The sequence below is a fragment of the Rossellomorea sp. DUT-2 genome (assembly GCF_052665285.1).
This window is the reverse complement of the sequence record NZ_JBQPEO010000003.1, coordinates 77,056-97,506: the sequence shown is the minus strand read 5'-3', so window position 1 is coordinate 97,506 and position 20,451 is coordinate 77,056. Positions and strand designations below refer to the sequence as shown.

The following is a 20,451-nucleotide window of genomic DNA, read 5'->3' as shown; positions in this document are numbered from 1 at the left end:
CTCTTTCATCTCCCACAAAATTAAGAAAAAAGTAACGGAAGAGGGACGGACCTCGAGGGTTGCTGTCGAGGTCCGTCCCTTAAGTGAAATTCTAATCCAGTTTACCTTTGTAACTGAGGTCTTTTGGTTCAAGGTGGTTGTATTGTCCTTGGAGTATTTTATGAATGTCTTGGATGGTGTGTTGGATTGGGACGCTTTGCCCTTTTGTTTGGGTGAATTCTTCTGCCACGTAGAATGGCTGGCTCAAGTAGGCTTCCAGTCGCTCCCCTATCTGAAATAGATCGAGATCGGCTTCAGGTATTTTATCTTTACCGATTGTATTCAAGAGGACGCGAATTTCTTTGTAGCGCCTTAGCAGTTTCTTCGCTTTCTTATGAATAGTCGTGTGGCCTGAATCCAGGGCGTCGTCTTCAAGTAAAATCGATGTCGACTGCACAGGGTGGATGGCTGGGTACACCCCCCGGGTAGAGAGATCTATATCGAAGTAACATAAGGTATCAAGTGGACCGAACGGGTCATCCTCATCCACTGCTTCACCGGTGGGATCGAATAATATAGTAGTGATTTCTGGATAACTCTCTCCTTCAAATCGTTCCCTCAATTCATATAATTCCCCTGAGACAATATAAGAACGGTCCACATATAGGAGAATTCTGTCTTTCTCCTCAATAAGGCTAACTTCTGAAAAGGCTTCATCAATCGAGTGGCATTTAGCATCAACAAATCCTTCAAGGTCACTCAAACCAGGATAGGTTTTATCCGGCGTCAATAAAATCGAGTGATATCCTTTTTCTTTCAGCACTTTCGTCATTTCCGCTAAAACAACAAATTGACCCACCTGCGATCTCGCCACGAATCCATTCGTTCCTCCATGGACAATCGGGGCAAACAAATCGAGCGTTTTGATTCCTGTTTCAATCATAGTTAGTTTCCCTCCTTGAATAATTAGTTCATCCAGCGTGCAATTGGCCAGATTCGCTAAAGTTACAATCGTTTTCACTTCGGCACGTCCCACTGAAATTTTTCCGGTACACAAATTAGATACCGTTGCAGGTCGTAACCCTACTGTTTTGGCAGCTGATGTTAAATTGGGTACACGCCGCCGCAGCAATGAAACATTCAACCTTAAATTCTCTTTCATGGTAAATATCCCCTCCTTACTTTATAAAGTAATATACTTTACTATGAAAAGCAATAGATTTTATCATTAAAACGTAATTTTTTTACCTCCAAGAGTAATATATGAACAAATAGTGAAAAAACTCTTTGCAGTAAATAGTCATTTTCTTCTATCACCTGATAATTCCATAAAGATTAACCCCTATAATACTACAAAAATTACAAATATATTTGTAACGTTCATACTATTGACCTATATAAGTATTTGTCAATGTCTGTTAGGCTTAAATTAAGTCAAATGACGAAAGAAGAATTAATATGACAGTAAATGTATTTTTAGACGATTACCGCCACTGTCCTCAAGGGTACATTCTCGCGAAAGACATCGATGAATGTATTGACCTGCTTCTGAATTTTTCTATCGCTCATCTTTCATTGGATCATGACTTAGAAAGCAAGACCCGCAATGGATTAATGCTTGTACACTACATGGTGGAAAAGCAGCTATTTGCAGAACGGATCACGATTCATTCCGCCAACTCTGTTGCAGGCAAACAAATGTTCAAGTATTTAAAAGAGGCTCAGAGTGAACACAAGATGCCTAAATCAATCAAGATTTTGTTACGACCTTTACCTCTCAGATGAGTTATCATATAAAAAAGAACTGTTCCGGGAGCAGTTCTTTTTTTTGTCCATTCATTTCAATTGGGTTTTTCTTACTATATAATGAAGGCGACAGCCATTTATAAAAGAGGGTTAAATTATGGAGTTTCTGAAAAAAATTCAATTTGTCGGAGGCAGAATAGCCAAAACCGGTATTGCCGTTTTTTTAACGGCTCTTGTGTGTGAGCTTTTAAATTGGCCAGCGACCTTTGCTGTCATTACAGCCATAGTCACCATAGAGCCCACAGCCGCCAATTCAATCAAGAAAGCATTCATCCGTTTTCCCGCTTCGGCGATAGGAGCACTCTTTGCGGTGATCATTGCTTCCACGTTCGGGGATCACCCCATTACATATGCCCTGGTCGCACTGCTCACAATCATCACCTGCCACAAACTCCATTTAGGGGCAGGTATCCTGGTCGCTACATTAACAGGGATTGCCATGATCCCCACCATACACGATCACTATGTAGCTACCTTTTTCATTCGCCTGGGCACGACCACCATCGGGCTGATTGTATCAACATTGGTGAACTTGTGGATCCTTCCACCAAAATACTCGAAAACGATTACGACCAAGATTCATAATCTCTATTTCAAAACGGGCAATTTATTAGAAAAAAGAGGATCTGAAGTTCTTCAGAATCACTCTCTTCACCGGGATACAAAATTGATCTTCAATGATATTTTAAGAGACATAGAATCGACGGACACCCTGTGCGAATACCAAAAGGAAGAATGGAAGCTTCACCGCTCCAGTCGTGAGGAATTGCGTTATTTCCATTATGAGTACAAAAAACTTAACCTTTTAAGGCAGATCCTTTTTCATATTGGGAACTTAATTTACTTACCTGTTCAGTATTCATTCAGTGAAGAAGAGAAAGATCGCATCTTACATGCGACTCAATCGTTGAAAGGGATCATGCATCATCCCTCGTTTCACATTCCTGAACAACATTTCACTCTTATGAAAGATTTACTCGAGGAATTCTGGGACGATCATGAAGGACTTCATACAAAACCCTTTCAGTCCATGAAGCATCACTTTTCCTGCGAAACGGTCATGCTATACGAATTACTATCCATTCACGACCTTTTAGAGGAACTCAGTGAAATACATATGCTAGAAGCTCAGCATCAAACCGTCCTGGAGAAAACTTTACACCCATAGACACTGAGAAAGGTATAGACAAAATACTGTCTATACCTTTTGTATTGAAATCTTATTTTAAAGCGTTATTTGCTAATATTCCAATCACCATATCATCCATGGGCGGATTGTGCAGACCGGCCCTGACATCACGATAATAACGTTGCATTGGGTTCGAGCGGAAAAGGCTTTTTGCTCCAACGATTCTCATGGCGATGTCCACAATGTGAAAAGCGCTGTTCGTCACAACATGTTTTACAGAAGCAAGCTCTGAAGCCATGTCTTTCCGGTTTTCAGGATAACTCACCCACTTATCAGCTACTGAATAGAGAATTTGTCTAGCCTTAAATAGTTCCAATTCAATTTCACCAATTTTCCGTTGAACTTCAGGTACATCCTTGATCGGTCCCGGCAGGCTGTTTGGTGAATAGTCCTTCGCGAATTGGATGGCATAGTTGCGTGCGGCAATCGCAACACCTATGTAGCAAGCGGGTATGTGCAGTAGCCATGCTTTAGGAAGATCATTTTTACCTCTTGGATTTACACTGTCACGTTCGACGAGGGCAGATGATGGGAGATGAACATCCGTGAGAACGAGATCATCACTCCCCGTTCCTTTCATGGAAATCGTATCCCACGTTTCTTCAATGCTTACTCCTTCCAGGTCATGGTTTACCAAGAAAAATCCCTTCTCTTCAGTGTCTCCGATTGTTGCTGATACTAAAGAATAATCCAGAACTCTCGCCATAGAAGTAAAGGATTTCCTGCCGCTTACTTTCCATCCCCCTTCCGTTTTCACTGCTTTGGTTTCGGGGAGCCCTCCACGAGTGGGGCTCCCCGTTGCTGGTTCGGATGCCGCCCGGTTAATAAGAGCGTTGTTTGCAACAATTTCCTCACAAAGTTCCTTGAACACCCCTTCATCCCACGTACGGATTTCCGTCAGTTCCATCAATCCCCCGAGGTGCCAGCCAATGGACAAAGCAGTTGCCGCGTCCCCTGTAGCAAGCCTTTCTTGAATCATCACCAGTTCATATAAGCTGATTTCTTCTCCACCGTACTCTTTAGGAAGAGACAATGTTCCATATCCCTTTTTCTTCAGGTCGTTGAAATTTTCATAAGGGAATTCATCTTCCCTGTCATACGCTTCCCCTCGTTCAGAAAACGCATCAGCAAGGTCACCAGCTAAATCAACCAGCTTTCTTTGTCGGTCATTCTGTATATACGGTTCATATAAGTCCATTAAAACAGCACCTCCTGATTAAAATCACGTTTTTATTTCTTCTAATTATCATAATCAATTCACATGTCTAACTCAAAGATATTGTTTACTAATCTGATCGGAATACATCTTTACCATTATTCGTATAAATCTATTTTCATTAAACCACTCTAAGGTTAAGATATCACGTCATCTTTTTAGGAGGTATTCACCGTGAGTCATAAAAAAAAATAAACTTTACATACTTATTCTGATGTTCGTTTCTTGGTTATTTCTATTATTTGCAGGAAAAGAGAGCTTAAAAAAATATATACCTGCTTCTTTGTTTATGTCATTTCTCGTGTATTCCGAAAATGTAATGGCAGAAAAAATGAAATGGTGGACGATCACGACAAAAATCTTCCCGAAAGTGAATGGCATTATGCCTTTTGTGATTGGGGTATTTCTGAGTGGCTCTGTATGGATCCTTAAATTCACTTATAAAAATTTTTATCTTTATTTGTTTGCTAATATTCTGATTGATACATTCTTTACATACCCTTTTTATTCCCTTTTCAAAAAACTCGGTGTGTGGAAGCTAACCGGATTAAAGCAGTATCAGCTATCACTCCTGTTTTTTGTTAAATCATTACTTATGTATGCGTTTCAGAAGTATATCGGTGATCGGCTTTATTCCAAAATTGAAGGAACGGCTTCTAAACAACAAGACCTGTATTAACTAAAAAAACCTGATGCCCAGATAGGCAACAGGTTTCTATTATAGGTTAAGAAGCATTTTCTTTATCTTCTACTTTATACTCCTGCTCCCAGAACTCTGCATTCTTGATTCCGAGCTTTTTGGAGTTGAAGACTGGGTCAAGACCTTGCTTTTTCTGGTCTTCGTAATCCTTGAGGGCTTTTAAAGCAGGTTTAGCCAGGATAAGGATGGCAATTAAGTTCAGCCACACCATGATTCCAAGACCTATATCCCCTAGTGCCCATGCTAAAGCGGCTTCTCTCACTGCTCCATAGAATGTGGCAGCAAGCAGGACAACCTTTAAGATTGCCATCGCCACCTTTGAATTCTTACCTCTCAATAAGTAGGCAACATTCGTTTCCGCCATATAGTAGTAAGCCATGATCGTTGTAAAAGCAAAGAAGAATAAGGCAATCGCGACAAATGATGCTCCGAATCCAGGGATGACTGATTCGATGGCTGCCTGTGTATAACCAGGTCCGGCTTCGATTCCTTCTAAATTGTTCGCAAGCATTGTTCCATCAGGCGCTTCTGTGTTGAAGGATCCCGTAAACAAGATCATGAATGCTGTAGCCGAACAAACCAGAAGAGTATCGATGTACACGGAAAACGCTTGAACCAGCCCTTGTTTAGCAGGGTGGGACACTTCAGCTGCCGCTGCAGCATGTGGTCCTGTACCTTGACCTGCTTCGTTGGAATAAATTCCGCGTTTCACTCCCCAAGATACGGCCATACCGATGATTCCACCGAATGCTGAATCAAAGCCGAATGCACTTTTGAAGATAAGGGCAAAAACTGCCGGGATTTCAGCAATATTCATTCCTACAATAACAAGTGATAGAAGAATATAGGCAATCGCCATAAATGGGACTACGTAAGAAGCTACTCCAGCGATACGTTTGACTCCACCGAAAATGATGACCCCGATTAACACGACAAGACCAATACCCGTTACCGTTGTGCTAAGACCAAATGCATTTTCAAGTCCTAACGCAATGGAGTTTGATTGAATACCAGGCATTAAAATACTCATCGCTAGCAATGTAGCCAGTGAGAATAGAACGGCATACCATTTCCAACCGATCCCTTTTTCAATATAATAGGCTGGTCCTCCACGGTATTCCCCATCCTGCTTCACTTTGTAAATTTGAGCAAGTGTGGACTCAATGAAGGCACTGCTTGCACCGATGAATGCAATCGTCCACATCCAGAAAACCGCCCCTGGACCACCGAAAGCGATGGCAGTTGCTGTACCGGCGATGTTTCCCGTCCCGACACGTCCTGATAACGACAGCGCCAAGGCCTGGAATGAAGACACACCTGCTTTGGAGCTGCCCCCCTTAAACATTTGAACCACCATATCTTTAATCAACCGGACTTGTAAAAACTTCGTTAAAATAGAAAATAATAATCCTACACCCAAACAGAAGTAAATCATGACCGGAGACCAAAGTATTCCTACCAACTTGCCAACTAATTCTTCCACGGCATTTCCCCCTTTTCTTTGTAAAAATGTTCTAACTATTAAGAATTATATTTTATTTGACACAAATTAGACAATCTTTTTTTTGTGACGAACTTTTCTTAAACGTGGAAAAACCCTTATATGACAAGACTCTATACTCATAAAAAAATATTTGGGCAATCTAAAAAAGGGGTGAAAATATGTCGAGAAGAAAACTTCTTGTACCTGAATCCCGGGCTGCGATGGATCAATTAAAAGCGAAAGTTACTGGTACGCAAGATCCCAAAGAAGCGAAATATGAAATCGCCAAGGAACAAGGTATTCCTCTGCAAAGGGGTTATAATGGAAAATTAACGTCTGAGCAGGCAGGAAAAGTTGGCGGAAGAATTGGCGGTAACATGGTGAAGGAGCTTGTGCGAATGGCTCAGGAGAATTTAAATAAAAAATAACATAAAGAAGGCTGACATTTAACTAAATGTCAGCCTTCTTTATGTTATTTCCCCCTGAGGATTTCTTTCAACTTATCCAGGTCTTTATAGATTTCTTTTTCTAATGAGCGATTGTAGAAGATCGATGCAGGATGAAAGGTCGGAAATATTGAGTAGCTTTCATCGCTCATGACCCACTCATTTGAATCAAGATCTTTTAACCGCCTGACTTTAGCGTGAATCAGCCGGCCATGCCTTTGTGATATCGTATACTGATTCCCCAATAGTCTTTGTAACCCGATATTCCCCAAGGTTACAAGCTGTTTAGGCTTAATATGCTGCAGCTCATAATCCAGGATCGGAGCATGGGCCAGCTGTTCTTTACGATTCGGGGCCCTGTTATACTTCTTCTCCACAATCTCATTCCCCCCTACTTTCTTAGGGACAATTTTATAAGGTCTGCTTCTGACCGTTGAGGTAAAATAAATGTCTTCCCTTGGAACCTCCAGATACTGAAAGAACTCATCCAGCACTTTTCCTGCCCGCCCACTAAACGGCATTCCGTTATGTATCTCGGTTTCACCCGGGGCTTCCCCGACAATCATGATCGTCGGCTGCTCCGGACCGCGTCCGTATACAAACCCCTCACAGGAATACGGCTCCATCCTTTTCTTACAGATATCGACTAATTCTTCGGGTATCACGCTCATCATCCTTTGTTTCTTTAATATTTTCGTTATTCCCGGACAATACCTGAAATACACATTCCCATGTTTAATTTACCTTCATAAAAGGAATAGTATGGATATAAATGAACCTTTAAAGGAGATGGATTGTGTGTCACAAGCTGAACTGAAACAACAAATTTTAAAAGTGCTCGATGAAAGCAGAGTAGGGACACTGGCAACGGTTAAAAATAATAAACCTCATTCCCGTTATATGACGTTTTCACATGATGAGCTGACTCTATATACACCAACAAACAAGGAAACCCATAAGACAGATGAAATTGAGGACAATCCTAATGTACATATTCTTCTCGGCTACGAAGGAGAGGGGTATGGAGATACCTTCGTCGAAATCGAAGGTCGTGCCTCCATTGAAGAGTCCGCTCATTATAAGGAAAAACTATGGAATGACCATATGAAAAGATGGTTTGAAGGGCCAGACGATCCGGAATACATCGTCCTCAAAATTCAACCTGTCAGCATCCGCTTAATGAACGATGATGAGGATTCGCCGCAGTCACTTGAATTATAAATCCCCTTGACACGTTTTAATTTTGATGTTATATTTAGTTATTGTAATCTTGTAACATACATTAAAACGATAGAGAAGATAATTCGTAATTCTATTCTGTTTTGATTTAACAACTTATTCACACTGGATCGGCTTCGGAGCCGTTAGGATGTAAGAGAGGTAGGGCTTACGTCGTTTAGGTATATCAAACGACTCAAGGAATTGCCCGCGGCTGTTTATTATCTGCAAACAACGTTCAAGATATAAATATATTACTTGTGATGTTGCAAGTTACAGAGTTGCCTTTATCCGATTAAGGCAACACCAAAGGGATCGCTAACGGGATGATTAGCCCCTTAAAGATAAAAACACAAACACCCCAAAAGTGCTGACTTTTGGGGTGTTTTTTTGTATTCAGGATGAATGCCGTTCGTATTTCCCTCTGTTTTGCGGTCGATGCTCATTTTATTTCAAATCTCAGAATTTATTTTCAAAACCGGAATTCCCCTGCAGATTCACACAACCCATCAGCCGCTCTCCTTCAGCTGACTATGATACAACCCATGATAGAACCCTCTTTGCTTGAGAAGCTCATCATGAGATCCCCGTTCAATGATTCTTCCTTGATCAAGGACCAGTATCTGATCGGCCTGGCGGATGGTGTTAAGACGGTGGGCCACCACTACACTTGTTCTCCCCTTCATCAATCGCTTGAGGGCTTCCTGAATCTTCAGCTCTGTAATCGTATCGATGCTACTCGTGGCTTCATCAAGAATCAGGATGGACGGATTTGAAAGGATCGCTCTTGCAATGGATAATAACTGTTTCTGTCCCTGGCTGATCCCGCTTCCGTCATGTCTTAACATGGTATCGTAACCCTCAGGCATTTTCTCTATGAAGGAATGGGCATTGGCCAATTTCGCCGCTTCCCTTACTTCTTCATCGCCCGCCTCGAGTCTGCCGTAACGGATATTGTCTGCAATCGTTCCTTGAAACAGGAAGCTATCCTGCAGGACAAATCCCATCTGCTGACGAAGACTCTTTCGTTTGATCGTTTGGATATTCAGATCGTCAATCTCAATGGTGCCTTCATTCAGTTCATAGAAACGAGACAGCAGATTGGTAATCGTCGTTTTACCTGCTCCTGTCGGTCCGACCAAAGCAACGGTCTCACCCGGTGTAATGGTGAAGGATACATCCTGAAGCGTTTGATCCCCTTTTTCATACGAGAAGGAAACGTGTTGAAATTCCACTTTCCCTTCAACGGAATCGATTTCCACGGCATCCCCCTCATCCTTGGCTTCTTCCTCTTCGTCTAAAATTTGAAAGACTCGCTCAGCACCGGCAATGGCTGATAATAATGTGTTATATTGGTTCGCGAGCTCATTCAACGGACGGGTGAATTGACGGGCATATTCAGCAAATATCACAATGACTCCAATGGTGATCATGCCATTTAAAGCGAAAATCCCTCCGACTCCGGCAATGACGGCAAAGCTCAAATTGTTCAACACATTCATAAGCTTCGGAATAAAACCGGAATAGGTATCAGCCCAGTAAGCAGCCGTTCTCAATCGTTGATTTTTTTCTCCAAAATCCTTTATGGCAGTATCCTCACGGGAAAAGGTTTTGATGATGCTATGCCCCGAAATCGTCTCTTCGATATAGCCATTTAGCTCTCCGATATTTTGTTGATATTGTTTGAACAAACGTCCTGTCCGTTTCGTAATCCACTTCATACCGAGAGCCATCAGGGGAACGATGGTTAATGTGATCAAAGTAAGCAACGGACTGAGCCAGAGCATGATCGAGACGGTCCCCACTAATGTCAGGACACTGGATATGATTTGAATGAACGAACTATTCAACGTGGCACTCACATTATCAATATCATTTGTCACTCTGCTCATTAATTCCCCATGCTTCCGTTTGTCAAAGAAAGGAATCGATAGTTGATGCAATCGATGAAAAAGGTCCTTCCGCAAGCGGTAGACCGTGTCCTGAGCCACACCGATCATCCAATAATTTTGGAACCATACGGACAGGGAGTGGAAGATGTACACTGCCACTAAACCGATAACAAGACCAATCAATCCGGATGTCTCTTTCGTTACAATGTATTCATCAATCGCTTTTCCCACAAGGAAAGGCCCAAGGAGAGCTGCTGCTGAACTGATGAACACCATTAAAATCACAAGATACAGGATCACTTTCATTTCGGAAAGGTAGTTCCAAAGACGACGCAGCGTCCCTCTTGCATCTTTCGCTTTATCGTTTTTCCCCAGTTTCTTTCGGACATGCTTAGACATGATGGATCTCCTCCTCTCCGAATTGAGATTGAAAAATCCGCTGATAGAGAGAGGAATCTTCTAATAGGGATGTATGGGTCCCCTCTCCGATTAACACTCCATCTTCAAGGAGCAGAATCGTATCAGATTCCATGGCTGTACTTATTTTCTGTGTAATGATCATCGTCGTACATTCGTATTGCTTCAGGGCTTGAAGCAGCTTGGATTCTGTTTTCAAATCCAACGCACTCGTACTATCGTCCAGTAATAAAATCTTTGGTTTTCGAATGAGTGCTCTCGCAATCGACAGACGCTGTTTCTGTCCTCCTGAAAGATTGACCCCTTTTTGACCGAGAACTGTGTCATATCCATGGGAGAGATTCAGGATGGTCTCATGGATTTGGGCATCCTTTGCAGCTTGGATCATTTCTTCCCTGGTGGCATCTTCTTTTCCCCATAAGAGATTTTCTGATACTGACCCGGAAAACAGGACCGCTTCCTGGGGCACGTACCCAATATTTTTCCTTACGTGTTCCAAAGAGATGGATCGGATGAATTGACCATCCAGTTCCACAGACCCTTCCGTCGTATCGTACAGGCGGGGAATAAGTTGGAACAGGGATGTTTTACCGGAACCGGTTGCTCCCAGGATCGAAACCGTTTCACCAGCCTTCACTTTAAACGATACACCTTCCAGCACCTTCCCACGGGTGGAAGGGTATTGAAACGACACATCTTTAAATGTAATCTCTCCGTTCATCACTGTGTTTTCCTGTCGTACTTCCTCTCCGTCTTTCAAATCAATCTCGGTTTGCAGTACCTCTTCTACCCTGCCGGCGGAAGCCCTTGCTCTTGAAAAGCTCGTAATGATAAATGAGAAAATTGAAAAAACAGAAGAGATTCTCGTAACATAGGTGACAATCGCTACGACTTCTCCAACACTCGCCCCACCTGTGGCGACATCTATACTTCCAAACCACAAAACGGATAGGAGGGCCAGATTCATCACGAGCATCAGAAGCGGCATGATGATTTCCATAAAACGAAGAGCCTTCACCGTTTGATCCTTCAAATCTTCATTCGCACCATGGAATCGGCTTTCTTCATACTTGCTTCGTGTATACGCTTTAATTACCCTCATCCCGGAGAGGTTTTCCTTCATGACCTCGTTTACTTTGTCGAGACGGGATTGAACTCTTTCAAATAGACTCCATCCCCGTTTCAGGACCCATATCAGGAACAGCCATAAAACCGGAATCACGATTAATAAAATAAGGGCAAGACGAGCATTGACGATGAGTGCCATGATTGCTGATCCGACAACTAGCAGCGGTGCCCTTAGCATAATGCGCAAGCTCATGAAAATTGTATTCTGCAGCTGCCTTACGTCATTGGTCATCCTGGTGATCAAGGATGATGCTGGGAGCTTATGAAAGCTTGCAAAGGAAAACGACTGAACCTTTTTATATAAGCTTTCCCGCACATCATAGCCAAATCCCTGACTCGTATGAGCGGCGAAAAATGAATTTGTCACGCCTGAAATAAACGCGAGGAGAGACATCCCCACCATGATGAAGCCCCATTTCATCACCACGTCCAAGTCTCCATTCATAATTCCTTCATCAATAATCCGTGCCATAAACAGCGGATTTAATAGTTCAACAGCAAGCTCTACCAGCATTAAACTCCAGGCAACCGCCATGGCAACACGGTAAGGCTTTAAAAAATGTATCACCTTCAAATGAACACCCCTCTGACAAAAGACTTCCATTATGTATATATGTATCATCATATCGTTTTTTTATGCCGGGTGGTAGTTGGAAGTGTTATACGCGCCACCTCTGCCATCTGGACGACTAACCATGCCCAAGCCCCTTTCATATACTGACGAAGACGATTAGTGAAAGAAAAGGAGTTGACGTGATGGATATTCAAATGTCTACTTTAACCGATCCATATTTATATCAAGCATTAATGAGCATGATGGATGAATATCTCGTGGTACAGACGAGTGAAGGCTCTGTACGGGGCAAGCTTGCAAGTGTTTTGCCTGACCACATTGTCATTGAAGTGAGCGGAACGCCATTCTATGTTCGATCTCAACAAATTGTATGGTTCTTCCCCAGTTCTGAAGATGCTGACCGATAGAATTTAAAAAGGAGGGTAAGGCATGTTTAAACGAATGAATAAGCTGCTCATTGAACTTCCCATCCCTGAGCACGGTGATAAAAATGCCGCAGCTGCCGTTCAGGAATTACTCGGTGGAAAGTTTGGAGAAATGTCTACTTTAAACAATTATATGTTTCAGTCCTTTAATTTCCGCCAGAAAAAGAAGCTCAAACCCTTTTATGATATTGTAGCCAGTATTACCGCAGAAGAATTCGGTCATGTCGAGCTTGTAACCAATACAATTAACCTGCTGTCTGTCGGGAACACCTTCCCCGGTGACCCTAATATCGCCCCTCTCCAAAACGGACTGGATGCCAGAAATACGTATCAATACATTGCCACTGCCCAGACTGCTTTAGCCGGTGATTCCATGGGAAGGGCGTGGACGGGGGATAATGTGTTCAGCTCTGGAAATTTAGTATTGGATCTACTTCATAATTTCTTCTTGGAAGTGGGAGCCAGAACCCATAAAATGCGGGTGTACGAAATGACAGACCATCCTACTGCCAGAGAAATGATCGGGTACTTACTAGTTCGGGGCGGCACGCATGTATTGGCCTACGCAAAGGCGCTGGAAATCGCAACTGGTGTAGATCTTACCAAGATGCTTCCCATCCCTGACCTAGATAATTCCAAATTCGATACAGCTGTGAAATTCGAAGAAAAAGGGATTAATAACGTTCTTTATACTTGGAGCGACAACGACTACAAGGATATCGCACAAATCTGGAAGGGAACAAATCCTGAAAACGGTCAGCCACTAAGAGTTATCGAAGGCACACCTGAAGGAGCCCCGATCCCTAACCTGGATGACCTGCCGGAAGAATTTGCACCTGGTATTTCGAAGGATGATTATGAGCTGATTGCGAAGAGATTGTTGAGGAACTTATAAAATCTACTGGCTCAGCCTCAACAATGATAAGGACAAAAGAAACCACATGATCTCATAAGGACCATGTGGTTTTATGACGCTTATTGATTAAAAGGAGGTGTATCTGTTCCGCCATTGTTTGGCCTGTTCTTTTCTTCTTCAATTTTTCGATCCAGTTTAGAAAGGTATTTTTGTGCAAAGTCCTTTCCACCCAGACCAAAGGCCAAACCGAAGGCTAGTGCCAGTCCACCCAGAATCAGCATGAAGGCAATATTGACGATGGAATCAGCCACTTTTAATTGATCCAAGGCCATAAAGAAGCTTAAGGCAATGATGGCATATTTCGTAATGGTTCCAAGTACTTGGAAGTTATCACTTAATACGTTGGATATGATGCTCTTGACTAAGTTACCTAAGTATAAGCCTGCCCCAAGAATGACGATGGCTGCTAATACATGCGGTAAATACGCAAGGACACCTGTTGCCAGAGCGACCAGGAATTCCAATCGCACAATTTCCAGGGCTTCTACTACAAAGAGGAAAACAATGATGATCTGAACGACTCTACCTACAAGCCCTGATAGATTCATATAAGATGAGCCCGTTGGTTCATACGGATTCTTATTGACGTTCATACGACCAATACCCATATTACGTAATAGAGAATTGAATCCTACCCGGTTCAATAAACGGGCAACCATGGCTCCAACCCATTTACCAACCCAGATTCCCGCAAGAATGAGTAGAATCGCAATCGCAATATTCGGAAGCATCACAAGGACCTGATTCAGCATGTTAATCGCCGGCTCTGAAATCCCACGAATGTTCAGCTGATCTAATGCAGAAATCGTAACCGGAATCATAATGAGTACGAATACAATCGTACCAATGACCGATGAAACCGTTGTTCCCTGAAAGAGCTTGTTAATGCCGAATCGATCAGCGACTCTCTCTGTTCCAATCGCTTGTAAAAAGTTCGTAATAATATCCCGGACGATTTTGGCTACAAACCAGCCAACCAGGAGAATGATAGCTGCGGCAAACAGTTTAGGAATAAACCCTAGGAAGTTTTGGAGCATTTCCGTGAAAGGCCCTGAAACCCCTGTGATATTAAGAGCTGCTAACACTCCCGGTAAGAATATGAGAAGCACGAGATAGAAAACAATTCTAGCAGCCGTATAGACATAGCGATGTACATCGTTCTCATCTTTCGCTAATTTAGATCTTACCAGCGTGCTTTTAACTGCGGGTCTCGTACCCAGTTTCTCTATCAATACCTTCAGTACAGAAGCAACGATCCATGCAAATAATAGAATTAGTGCTGCTTTTAATACATTTGGAATCGCTGCTGCCATCGTACTCAGCATACCGACTAAAGGTGAAGCAATGAAGTTCAAGTCCAGCATATTGAAGAAGGCAATAAACACGAACACAAGCAGAATAAAGTACACAATTTTACTTATGACTTTCTCCGATGTCCATTTCCGTTCTCCTTCCCTGCTGCCAAAATAAAGGTTGTCATCGATCTTCACCCGTTTTAAAATTCCGTAAACGGCTTTTTCGACAGCCTTTGCAATGATCCACCCGATCAATAACACTAATAAAGCCAATAACAGATCAGGAAGCTTCCCTAAGTACCCGTACCATTCTTGCGTTATATTATTGTTCATTCGATGTTCTCCCTTCAATTATGGAAATTGTATAATGCTAATACTTATCTACCCATAGATTTTTTTTCAAAACCTGACAAAAAAAGATAGTCTAAATGATGCATCAGGGAGTCTTAAGTAATAGAAACCCCTTAAGGCATGCGCCTTAAGGGGTTTCATCATGGGAGATCAATCGCGTTTTCTTCTATAAAATCGTCTAGAGAGTAAGCAGTCACTTTCTTATGTGATACTGTATAAAGCTGATCATCAATATATAGGAGTCTTTGAATCTGTTCTTCCCACTGTTCGTAATATTCTTTGTTTTTGTTTTCTTCATCTGTGAGCTGAGACTTTAAAACGATTCCCTTTTCGGGTGTGATTTCATAAAGAAGGGCACCTTGATAGTCAAAATCCAGCTCATGCCGGCTTCCCTCTTTTTCATGATAAACAGAAATGGGAAAACCATATAGATTTCTCGAAGGTTCATGTAGCAATGCTTTGTGATCTTCCAACAAATAAGAGTGAGTACCCGTCCCCCCTATTATTTCAGTGTCCGTTTCCTTCGGATGCTGAAAGTCTGTAATATCAAACAAAGAGATCTTCATTCCGCGTCTAACGATTCTCGGTTCCTCATTGGTAGCTTTGTTATCATCCACCACTTTCGTATCAAAACCAAACCCGATGAGGTGATGCTCGTCAATGGGGTGAAGATAGGTGCTGAAACCAGGAATCTTCAACTCCCCCAAAACCTTTGGAGCTTCCGGATCTGCCGTATCGATGACAAAAAGGGGATCGACTTGTTTGAAGGTGACCATATATGCCTTATCTCCCATAAACCTGACAGAATAGATTTGTTCTCCCCTGGCTAAATCCGTTACTTCACCAACATTCTTCATGTTTTCATCTAAAATATAGAGAGCATTGGATGAAGGTGAATCACTGTTCCACACCTCCCCTTTCGTCGTTGCAATCCGAAAGTGGCCTTCATGTTCATCCATGGAAAATTGATTTAACGCCCTTCCTTCCACGTTCCCTGATGAAGCATATTCAATCCTTCCATCATTTACGGAAAATTTATAAATCTCCGTGTTTGAAGAGGTCCAATTTTTCATGTCATCTTCATTGTATTTTTCTACAGCCACATAAAGATTATTTTTAGACATATACACTTTATCGCCGCTTCCAAGATAGGATTGAATGTTTAGAGAAGCTTTGGAATCCTCCATATTCATTGCTGTCAATAAGGTATAGTTAGGGGACTGGGACTGCGGAAAATACTTAATGTCCTGTATTGGAAGTGGCGTCATTTCATCACCTGTTAAACTATCTTTCACCCTGGGTCTCAAATCAGGATTTTGCTCCTGTTCGAGCGTCCAGTAGTTTGGATACAAATTCGAAATGAGATAGACAGTGGAGTCAATCTTCCTGGACGTCACATATTGACCTTCAAGCTCAACATGCCTGAGGAGAGATGGTTTTGCTCTGTCGGAGATATCATACAGAAGCGCAACAGTCGTTCCGTCGACAGGCATAGTGGAAGCGATTGACTTTTGTTTATCCTCTTGGAAATGGGCATGCGCCCAGCTGTTACCGATGACGAGCAGCTTATCTTTCTGTAAAAATAGATGGTGAGGCTGCATATTTTCTTTATAGCTGGTAGAAGATACTACTTTCATTTCCTTGACAGGATTTGCCTTTGTAATCAGCAGCCTACGGTCGGTTAATTGGTAAATATAGCTTCCATCAGTCTTCACTATATCTCCTTCGTCAACTCCTTTAACCTGATTATTCGTTTCAGAAAAATTGGATCCCGATTGAGACGACTCTCCAGCCGCACTATCTTCCGATGACTTGGACTCCATATTTTCTTCTCTTTCGAATAGAGAAAACTTCGTATCTTCCTTATTTTTCTTTAAGATTTGTTTAAAATAGTTCGTTAGCTCTTCCTTGGATTGAATACTGGGTAGTTTAGAGGTGACAGAAAAAGGGATTTCTGTGTCTCCGTCATAGGAAAAACCCCATTTGGTTTTCACTTTCGGAGAGATATGAAGTGTAAACTGGTGTGGATCAGAAGGATATCCTCCTGACGGTGCTTGAATTTGCAGGGTCTTTCGATTTTCATTCAACTTGAAAGAGACCTTGATCCTCTCTCCATTGGAGTCTTCTACATAAATGTTCTGCGGCGTCACCGTTTCCTTATTCAGGGCCGTTGAAAATTGCAGATTCCAAGAGTTATTCTCCATCACGAGAAGATCGCCCTTTACCTTTCCCTCGGCCTTCACGACAGGTCTTTGACTATACATAAACGTTCCAAGTGCCACCAGCAACACAATTCCAGCAATGATGAGCAGATAAGATTTCTTACTCATACTATGACCCTCCTATATGTTCTATTTGTTGATTAGACGTTAGGGGGCAGAAAATGTTACATTGGCGCGGAGTCTGTAGGGGGGATTCATTTCGTCCAACTTTGTGTCTATGCTCTGCTGAAGCCAAGAAAAAAAGACCCCACAAAAGTAAGGTCCGTCCCTCTATCTCATTCGTCTTGCGCTTGCGTTCAGGCGTGCGTTTCGGATGACTTGGTTGATGACTTCTGAGAAGATGAGCCCGATGGCGATGGAGCCTGAGATCATGAAGGCTTTTGCTGCCAGGTTGATGGCGGCATTATAATCGTTTTGAACGAAGTTTCTCATGGCATCGTACGCAAGTCCTCCAGGTACAAGGGGGATAATGCCGGCTACAGAGAAGATGATGACCGGGGTTCTATATATTTTCGCAAATACCTGACTGATCACAGCCACCACAAAGGAGGCAAGTAATGTCGCAAACACCGCATCGGCGTCGTTTAAACTCATAAGTGTATATATGATCCAGCCTAACATTCCAACAACTCCGCATTTGAAAAGGGACTGCTTTGGAGCGTTGAAAATGATTCCGAATGCAGCAGCGGCGATGAAGCTGGTCACTAATTGTTCGATGGTGTGCATTCCCTTTTCACCTCAATCTTTTTTCCTAATACTAAACAAAGTCACTCTACGTCAGAGTGAAAACTACGGCAATACCCGTCCCGATGGCAAACGCTGTTAAAAAAGCTTCTGCTCCCTTCGATAATCCCGATACCAAATGTCCTGCCATTAAATCCCGCACGGCATTTGTGATAAGGAGACCGGGAACCAGGGGCATCACTGATCCAATAATAATCTTATCCAACTCCTGTCCGACTCCAAGCTGGACGAATCCATAGGAAAGCATTCCGATAATAAAGGAAGCAAGAAACTCAGCAAAGAATTTGATGGGAACGAGGCGGTGTAAATAAATCAGGCTCGTAAACCCGACACCTCCTGTGATCAGAGCAGGAATGAAGTCCTTCCACATCCCCTGGAACATGATGAGAAAACAACCACTGGCAATCGAAGCGGCCAATACTTGAATCACAAAGGAGTATGATAGATCAGATTGATCCAGTTTTTCCAGGGCATTGTAGGCTTCTTCAAGGGTGAGGTGCCCCTTACTGATTTGCCTTGAAATACTATTCACGAGGGTTACTTTTTCAAGATCAGTCGATCGCTCGTTAATTCGAATCAGCTTCGTTTTCGTTGGTTCAGACGTTTCAATCGAAAAGATGATCCCGGTAGGCGTCACATAACTGTGAGATTCTGAAATCCCATAAGAAGCGGCGATGCGCATCATCGTATCCTCGACGCGATACGTCTCTGCACCACTTTGCAACATGATCTTACCCGCCAGCAAGCTGACTTCCATAATGTCATATCTTCTTATCATTTTTGCTTCCATACGATCTCTCCACACGTGCTATTTTTTGAATAGGTCTAGTTTATCGGAAAGAAGGGGTGTAATCAATGAGGAACGGGATGATTTAACGTAGTTTTAATCTGTGTAGAGGGTGTTAGGGTCGAATGATCGAGCAACTTGTCGAAAATCTCCAGTCTCAGAATCTTTACTTGTCATCCTCCTATTCCCTTTTCTCTCTTCCTTTTAAAAAGAATGTACGAAGCAGTGACCAGCACAAACCCTGTCAGAACCAACAGTTGATATTCTTCTACCAGCGCCATAATCACTTCTCTATCACCCTCATAGAACTTGCCTATACTTAAGAATAAAAAGGTAGACGGAGCAATACCCAGCATAGTAAGGAGAGAATACACTTTCAGATTCATTTTTGCCATGCCTGCCATGAAGGGAATGACATTTCCTAAGTGAAGGGGGCTTGCGATCGCTACGCTCCAGATTCCGTAGCTGCTGAACTTTTCCTGCGCTTCTTTAAGCTTCTTCCTTTTTTCAGGGTTGAGTTTGGCCTCAAGCTTCGCACCTAATTTTAAGCTGATAAAATAAGGAATATAGCTCCCGGCTGTATAGAGAAAGCTTCCTACTAGAGAAATGACTCCTATCTCCAGCCACGTTAATTCTATAATAAATCCCATTGTTACGATAAAAAAAGTGCCCACAAAAGGGAAAGCACTTCCTTCAATAAATAAAGAAAGCAATACACCCCATAACCCCCACTCAGCCGTGTAATTTGCCATGATTTCTTCCATCAAGGTCACTCCTATATGAACGAATACCTTAAGTATAAAAAAATCGCCCATATGCTAACAGAAGCCGTAGAAGTAATTGTTTCTAAGACCTGGGGTGTATTTTCTTCACATAAAAAAGACCTGCCTCTTTATAGGAGCGGGTCCGGATCATCTATGATTTCTATGTTCACACCTTTATATGTTTTATACATGAAAAAGAGATTTTAATAGATATGAAGATTACTTTTTCAGACTTGATTAAGGTGACTCATTAAGAGGATCGTGAAGTATGATGACGGGCATTGACTTAGGGGTAACCATGAATCCATAGACTTTACCATCCTTGTCCTTATACGCTACAGAATAATCTCCAAACTGGGGTGAGAATTCGACGTTTTGGTATTCGAGGTCAAGATCCTGATATTTCAGGCTAACATACAGGTTGGTGGCGATTCTTGCGGTCAGGTGTTGCACACTGGAAATCCGGTTGGCTACTATTAAGAGGATGATTGCTAAACACAGTAACATGACTTTCTTTGTTCCAGACAATCTGATCATTCATCAAGCCCCCTTTTATTTCTTCATGACTACTATACTCCTATACTCTCTATTATATACCTATTCACTGAACCATGACAAAAGAGCTACTTTTTTTAGCAGCTCTTTTTATAGATTTTTTCTTATACAAGCGAGTAGTGGTTGATTTCCGCTCCAGGTGCTCGCTTTCCGCGGGGCGTGAGTTGAGCCTCCTCGGGCTTTGCCCTGCGGGGTCTCAACTTTCCCGCTATTCCCGCAGGAGTCGAGCACCTTCCGCTCCAATCAACTTTCTAAGCATGAGTTTCTAGATATAGATTAATAAAAATGCTATACACGTCTTATAGAATAGCCTTTTTTATTGCTCTTCTATTCCAGGTGAATTG

Annotated in this window: 19 protein-coding genes; 7 read left to right on the top strand and 12 right to left on the bottom strand. The window is 42.4% G+C overall.

The annotated features are described in order from the left end of the window. Positions 1-91: 91 nt before the first annotated feature. A complete protein-coding gene (locus ACOSV2_RS11300) occupies positions 92-1,141 on the bottom strand; it encodes an ATP synthase beta subunit C-terminal domain-containing protein (protein ID WP_428975165.1) in 1,050 nt (349 codons plus the stop codon). 296 nt (positions 1,142-1,437) lie between these two features. On the opposite strand from ACOSV2_RS11300, the gene ACOSV2_RS11295 reads away from it, so the two are divergent. Both ACOSV2_RS11295 and ACOSV2_RS11290 read left to right on the top strand, forming a co-directional pair. Then, positions 1,438-1,764, top strand: a complete 327-nt coding sequence (locus ACOSV2_RS11295; protein WP_113968552.1) for a cyclic-phosphate processing receiver domain-containing protein — start codon at positions 1,438-1,440, stop codon at positions 1,762-1,764. 118 nt (positions 1,765-1,882) lie between these two features. Next, complete coding sequence (locus tag ACOSV2_RS11290) at positions 1,883-2,953, top strand: aromatic acid exporter family protein (RefSeq protein WP_428975164.1); 1,071 nt, start codon at positions 1,883-1,885, stop codon at positions 2,951-2,953. A 52-nt stretch (positions 2,954-3,005) separates the two neighbouring features. Here the strand turns inward: ACOSV2_RS11290 and ACOSV2_RS11285 are convergent, their stop codons facing one another. Continuing rightward, complete coding sequence (locus ACOSV2_RS11285; RefSeq protein WP_428975163.1) at positions 3,006-4,172, bottom strand: acyl-CoA dehydrogenase family protein; 1,167 nt, start codon at positions 4,170-4,172, stop codon at positions 3,006-3,008. Positions 4,173-4,521: 349 nt separating this feature from the next. Here ACOSV2_RS11285 and ACOSV2_RS11280 point away from each other — a divergent pair, with 349 nt between their 5' ends. After that, positions 4,522-4,869, top strand: a complete 348-nt coding sequence (locus ACOSV2_RS11280; RefSeq protein WP_428975162.1) for a hypothetical protein — start codon at positions 4,522-4,524, stop codon at positions 4,867-4,869. A gap of 46 nt (positions 4,870-4,915) precedes the next feature. Here the strand turns inward: ACOSV2_RS11280 and ACOSV2_RS11275 are convergent, their stop codons facing one another. Then, positions 4,916-6,325, bottom strand: a complete 1,410-nt coding sequence (locus ACOSV2_RS11275; RefSeq protein WP_428975876.1) for an alanine/glycine:cation symporter family protein — start codon at positions 6,323-6,325, stop codon at positions 4,916-4,918. Between the two features lie 227 nt (positions 6,326-6,552). On the opposite strand from ACOSV2_RS11275, the gene ACOSV2_RS11270 reads away from it, so the two are divergent. After that, on the top strand, positions 6,553-6,801 hold the full coding sequence (locus ACOSV2_RS11270) for a small, acid-soluble spore protein, alpha/beta type (protein WP_428975161.1): 249 nt from the start codon (positions 6,553-6,555) through the stop codon (positions 6,799-6,801). Between the two features lie 44 nt (positions 6,802-6,845). Here ACOSV2_RS11270 and ACOSV2_RS11265 read toward each other — a convergent pair whose 3' ends face one another. Then, positions 6,846-7,490, bottom strand: a complete 645-nt coding sequence (locus ACOSV2_RS11265) for a uracil-DNA glycosylase (RefSeq protein WP_428975875.1) — start codon at positions 7,488-7,490, stop codon at positions 6,846-6,848. A 127-nt stretch (positions 7,491-7,617) separates the two neighbouring features. Between ACOSV2_RS11265 and ACOSV2_RS11260 the strand changes: the two genes are divergently transcribed. Further along, the gene (locus ACOSV2_RS11260; RefSeq protein WP_428975160.1) at positions 7,618-8,040 is read left to right on the top strand and encodes a pyridoxamine 5'-phosphate oxidase family protein; all 423 of its coding nucleotides are present in this window, start codon (positions 7,618-7,620) and stop codon (positions 8,038-8,040) included. Positions 8,041-8,546: 506 nt separating this feature from the next. Here the strand turns inward: ACOSV2_RS11260 and ACOSV2_RS11255 are convergent. Together ACOSV2_RS11255 and ACOSV2_RS11250 are read right to left on the bottom strand one after the other, a co-directional pair. After that, on the bottom strand, positions 8,547-10,328 hold the full coding sequence (locus ACOSV2_RS11255; protein ID WP_428975159.1) for an ABC transporter ATP-binding protein: 1,782 nt from the start codon (positions 10,326-10,328) through the stop codon (positions 8,547-8,549). Further along, a complete protein-coding gene (locus ACOSV2_RS11250; protein WP_428975874.1) occupies positions 10,321-12,078 on the bottom strand; it encodes an ABC transporter ATP-binding protein in 1,758 nt (585 codons plus the stop codon). The genes ACOSV2_RS11255 and ACOSV2_RS11250 overlap by 8 nt, the downstream gene beginning before the upstream one ends. Positions 12,079-12,230: 152 nt before the next feature. Between ACOSV2_RS11250 and ACOSV2_RS11245 the strand changes: the two genes are divergently transcribed. Both ACOSV2_RS11245 and ACOSV2_RS11240 read left to right on the top strand, forming a co-directional pair. Then, positions 12,231-12,455 (top strand): YuzF family protein, encoded by a 225-nt coding sequence (locus tag ACOSV2_RS11245; RefSeq protein WP_428975158.1) that lies wholly within the window; start codon positions 12,231-12,233, stop codon positions 12,453-12,455. Positions 12,456-12,477: 22 nt separating this feature from the next. Next, entirely contained in the window at positions 12,478-13,368 is an 891-nt protein-coding gene (locus ACOSV2_RS11240; protein ID WP_044339080.1) for a manganese catalase family protein, read from the top strand. 80 nt (positions 13,369-13,448) lie between these two features. Here the strand turns inward: ACOSV2_RS11240 and ACOSV2_RS11235 are convergent, their stop codons facing one another. The 6 genes from ACOSV2_RS11235 to ACOSV2_RS11210 all read right to left on the bottom strand — a co-directional run bounded on the left by ACOSV2_RS11235 (position 13,449) and on the right by ACOSV2_RS11210 (position 20,089). Further along, positions 13,449-15,017 (bottom strand): mechanosensitive ion channel, encoded by a 1,569-nt coding sequence (locus ACOSV2_RS11235; RefSeq protein ID WP_428975157.1) that lies wholly within the window; start codon positions 15,015-15,017, stop codon positions 13,449-13,451. Between the two features lie 158 nt (positions 15,018-15,175). After that, positions 15,176-17,365: a beta-propeller domain-containing protein gene (locus tag ACOSV2_RS11230; protein ID WP_428975156.1), complete on the bottom strand. Its 2,190-nt coding sequence runs from the start codon at positions 17,363-17,365 to the stop codon at positions 15,176-15,178. A 162-nt stretch (positions 17,366-17,527) separates the two neighbouring features. After that, positions 17,528-17,983 (bottom strand): threonine/serine exporter family protein, encoded by a 456-nt coding sequence (locus tag ACOSV2_RS11225; RefSeq protein ID WP_428975155.1) that lies wholly within the window; start codon positions 17,981-17,983, stop codon positions 17,528-17,530. Positions 17,984-18,029: 46 nt separating this feature from the next. Next, on the bottom strand, positions 18,030-18,791 hold the full coding sequence (locus ACOSV2_RS11220) for a threonine/serine exporter family protein (protein WP_113968541.1): 762 nt from the start codon (positions 18,789-18,791) through the stop codon (positions 18,030-18,032). A 170-nt stretch (positions 18,792-18,961) separates the two neighbouring features. Then, on the bottom strand, positions 18,962-19,552 hold the full coding sequence (locus tag ACOSV2_RS11215) for a DedA family protein (RefSeq protein WP_428975154.1): 591 nt from the start codon (positions 19,550-19,552) through the stop codon (positions 18,962-18,964). Between the two features lie 237 nt (positions 19,553-19,789). Then, the gene (locus ACOSV2_RS11210; RefSeq protein ID WP_428975153.1) at positions 19,790-20,089 is read right to left on the bottom strand and encodes a hypothetical protein; all 300 of its coding nucleotides are present in this window, start codon (positions 20,087-20,089) and stop codon (positions 19,790-19,792) included. Positions 20,090-20,451 lie beyond the last annotated feature (362 nt).

What these genes read in the sequence shown, in the direction of transcription:
- ACOSV2_RS11290 (WP_428975164.1), top strand. Translation starts at nt 1,883, where the DNA reads ATGGAGTTTCTGAAAAAAATTCAATTTGTCGGAGGCAGAATAGCCAAA.
- ACOSV2_RS11220 (WP_113968541.1), bottom strand. Translation starts at nt 18,791, where the DNA reads ATGGAAGCAAAAATGATAAGAAGATATGACATTATGGAAGTCAGCTTG.
- ACOSV2_RS11210 (WP_428975153.1), bottom strand. Translation starts at nt 20,089, where the DNA reads ATGATCAGATTGTCTGGAACAAAGAAAGTCATGTTACTGTGTTTAGCA.
- ACOSV2_RS11265 (WP_428975875.1), bottom strand. Translation starts at nt 7,490, where the DNA reads ATGAGCGTGATACCCGAAGAATTAGTCGATATCTGTAAGAAAAGGATG.
- ACOSV2_RS11245 (WP_428975158.1), top strand. Translation starts at nt 12,231, where the DNA reads ATGGATATTCAAATGTCTACTTTAACCGATCCATATTTATATCAAGCA.
- ACOSV2_RS11215 (WP_428975154.1), bottom strand. Translation starts at nt 19,552, where the DNA reads ATGGAAGAAATCATGGCAAATTACACGGCTGAGTGGGGGTTATGGGGT.
- ACOSV2_RS11230 (WP_428975156.1), bottom strand. Translation starts at nt 17,365, where the DNA reads ATGAGTAAGAAATCTTATCTGCTCATCATTGCTGGAATTGTGTTGCTG.
- ACOSV2_RS11240 (WP_044339080.1), top strand. Translation starts at nt 12,478, where the DNA reads ATGTTTAAACGAATGAATAAGCTGCTCATTGAACTTCCCATCCCTGAG.
- ACOSV2_RS11300 (WP_428975165.1), bottom strand. Translation starts at nt 1,141, where the DNA reads ATGAAAGAGAATTTAAGGTTGAATGTTTCATTGCTGCGGCGGCGTGTA.
- ACOSV2_RS11225 (WP_428975155.1), bottom strand. Translation starts at nt 17,983, where the DNA reads ATGCACACCATCGAACAATTAGTGACCAGCTTCATCGCCGCTGCTGCA.
- ACOSV2_RS11250 (WP_428975874.1), bottom strand. Translation starts at nt 12,078, where the DNA reads ATGGAAGTCTTTTGTCAGAGGGGTGTTCATTTGAAGGTGATACATTTT.
- ACOSV2_RS11275 (WP_428975876.1), bottom strand. Translation starts at nt 6,325, where the DNA reads ATGATTTACTTCTGTTTGGGTGTAGGATTATTATTTTCTATTTTAACG.
- ACOSV2_RS11295 (WP_113968552.1), top strand. Translation starts at nt 1,438, where the DNA reads ATGACAGTAAATGTATTTTTAGACGATTACCGCCACTGTCCTCAAGGG.
- ACOSV2_RS11235 (WP_428975157.1), bottom strand. Translation starts at nt 15,017, where the DNA reads ATGAACAATAATATAACGCAAGAATGGTACGGGTACTTAGGGAAGCTT.
- ACOSV2_RS11270 (WP_428975161.1), top strand. Translation starts at nt 6,553, where the DNA reads ATGTCGAGAAGAAAACTTCTTGTACCTGAATCCCGGGCTGCGATGGAT.
- ACOSV2_RS11285 (WP_428975163.1), bottom strand. Translation starts at nt 4,172, where the DNA reads ATGGACTTATATGAACCGTATATACAGAATGACCGACAAAGAAAGCTG.
- ACOSV2_RS11280 (WP_428975162.1), top strand. Translation starts at nt 4,522, where the DNA reads ATGAAATGGTGGACGATCACGACAAAAATCTTCCCGAAAGTGAATGGC.
- ACOSV2_RS11255 (WP_428975159.1), bottom strand. Translation starts at nt 10,328, where the DNA reads ATGTCTAAGCATGTCCGAAAGAAACTGGGGAAAAACGATAAAGCGAAA.